This is a genomic window from Paenisporosarcina sp. P4_D4 (genome assembly GCF_056401835.1).
Genome location: NZ_JBFUIO010000236.1, coordinates 1 through 2,058, shown reverse-complemented (window position 1 = coordinate 2,058; position 2,058 = coordinate 1). Strand labels below are relative to the sequence as shown.

4 protein-coding genes are annotated in these 2,058 nt (G+C 33.3%); 1 reads left to right on the top strand and 3 read right to left on the bottom strand.

Features of this window, described 5'->3' with window-relative positions:
• Nucleotides 1-225: hypothetical protein (locus AC1DSL_RS17560; protein ID WP_477533216.1), on the bottom strand; the 225-nt coding region annotated here is incomplete at its 3' end.
• Between the two features lie 208 nt (nucleotides 226-433).
• The gene (locus AC1DSL_RS17555; protein ID WP_477533215.1) at nucleotides 434-802 is read right to left on the bottom strand and encodes a hypothetical protein; all 369 of its coding nucleotides are present in this window, start codon (nucleotides 800-802) and stop codon (nucleotides 434-436) included.
• A gap of 261 nt (nucleotides 803-1,063) precedes the next feature.
• Between AC1DSL_RS17555 and AC1DSL_RS17550 the strand changes: the two genes are divergently transcribed.
• The gene (locus AC1DSL_RS17550) at nucleotides 1,064-1,459 is read left to right on the top strand and encodes a DUF3224 domain-containing protein (protein ID WP_477533214.1); all 396 of its coding nucleotides are present in this window, start codon (nucleotides 1,064-1,066) and stop codon (nucleotides 1,457-1,459) included.
• 106 nt (nucleotides 1,460-1,565) lie between these two features.
• Here the strand turns inward: AC1DSL_RS17550 and AC1DSL_RS17545 are convergent, their stop codons facing one another.
• Nucleotides 1,566-1,775, bottom strand: coding sequence for a transcription initiation factor TFIIIB (locus tag AC1DSL_RS17545; RefSeq protein WP_477533213.1), 210 nt, complete (start codon nucleotides 1,773-1,775; stop codon nucleotides 1,566-1,568).
• Nucleotides 1,776-2,058 lie beyond the last annotated feature (283 nt).

Genomic DNA, 2,058 nt, shown 5'->3' with positions numbered 1-2,058 from the left:
GCTATATCCCGCTTTTCTCAATTCTTCTCCGACTTGAGTGAAGAACCCTCCCTCTTTTTGCAGCGATTCGAGAAAGACCTCTAATTCTTTTTGTTCCTCTTGGGATAATTGCGAAATAGGAATATTATCTTCTTTTTCTGTTCCTTCTGCCTGAGTATAAATAAAAAATGCTATTACTAATAAGAGAGAACCAAAGACGACTGCACTAAGCATTCTATTTTTCACATCACATCTCCTTATTTAAAAGGTATGAGTGTATAAATGGGGAAATAACCAATTAACGATTTTCACTAAAATAATCCTGAATACAAAAACTTTAGAATGGATTCCTTCTTAAACTAAACTGCCCCGTTAGTTCAATAAGAAAAAGGGCAGTTTAAACAGCCCGATGATCTTTAACCAAAGCATCCGTTAGTTGTTTAAGACCATACTTTTACTCCGTGTAATGTTCTTTAAAAATCAATTTGAACTTTGGCTTAAAATCAATTTCAATTGTTTGTGTAAAGTCATCATTCTGAATCTTTAAAAGTACACTTGTAAGGTCTTTTTTATCTGTTGTAATTTCAAATTTATCAACTCGCTTTAAATCTAAGAGTGATATCAATTTATTAGAAGTTCGTTGGGTTACTTGTATTTTTACTTCATTATAAGATGGAGAGAGTGTAACAATGAAGTCTTCCTCACCATTAGAAAATTTATATGTTGCTTCATTATAAAAAAAGTCTTTCGAAGTGGTATCAAACAATGTAGGTTCACACTCAAACAACGAAAGTAAATCAATTTCATTTGGGAAATTCTTCACACATAATCCTCACCTTTCAACCCACTATTTAACATTTTTCTTATTRAACTAAMCTGCCCCGTTAGTTCAATAAGAAAAGAGTTGCTTAAGCAMCCCATGTTCTTTAACTAAAGCATCCGTTACTGTAAGTGTAATACYTCACAAAGTTAGTAATGAACAATAAATAAAAACACTCCTATGAGATACCACTATTGATGGTACTTTTTAGGTGGTATACTKGAGCTAGATTACTTATCTAATAATGAAGGGAGGTTTACGCGTATGGAGGTAACATTTACAGTAAGCAAATGGGATGAAAAGCCAGTCGATGACAMTAAAAAAGATTTCCCTATTAATATTGCCCATGTCGAATATGATATTGATGGTGAATTAAAAGGAAAAGCTTTTGTTGAATATTTATTATATTATCTAGAATCAAATGTAGAAGATGGTCACATGGCCACTKCTAAAATTTCCGGATTTCTGCATTTCGAGGGAACTTATAAGGGAAAACGGGGGACGTTTACAGCTATAGAGCAAGGAATATTTGATAAAGGAAATCTAGATTCTCCTGCAACAATCATCAAAGCCACCGGTGACTTAGAAAGCCTGCAAGGGTCCTATAATTATAAGTTTGCAGGTCAAACCAGTAAAATGATTCTAGACTTTGAATTCTAGCAAAATACCCTATAGTTTAGTAAAAAGGGCATCCCTTGTAATACCAGGAATGTCCTTTTCGTCGAACGAGCTTGTTCAACTAAAGTACCCGTTACTTGAAGAACATCTAAAGTGTCCCCTTAAATTTCTCTGGCTTTTTTACATAGCTTTCGATTATAAATCCACATTCAGTACAAATAGTGTATTCAACTTCTGATCCAAAGCTCAACTTATTAGATGGAAGAATATCTGCATATCCACTACCACCATTTTCACCTTTCCCCAATTCTTTTCCACCACATTTAGGGCATTCTGTTGCTTTCGTAGAATGTTTCATTTGTAAACCTCCACTTTAGATATATTTAAAAATTACAATAAAAGCAAATCCTTATATAATTGTTTTTCAAATGATTGAATCGCTATTTTTCTGATGTTCTTAATATAATTACGAATGAACAATAAATTGGTTTCATCTTATTGAACTAACCTGCCCCGTTAGTTGAATAAGAAAAAAAGCTGCCTAAGCAGCCCGATGATTTTTACTAAAGCATCCGTTAGTTAAATATGGCTTCTATGGTAGGTATATATTTTAATGAAGAACTGAGAGCAGTCTTCATAGG

What these genes read in the sequence shown, in the direction of transcription:
- AC1DSL_RS17545 (WP_477533213.1), bottom strand. Translation starts at nt 1,775, where the DNA reads ATGAAACATTCTACGAAAGCAACAGAATGCCCTAAATGTGGTGGAAAA.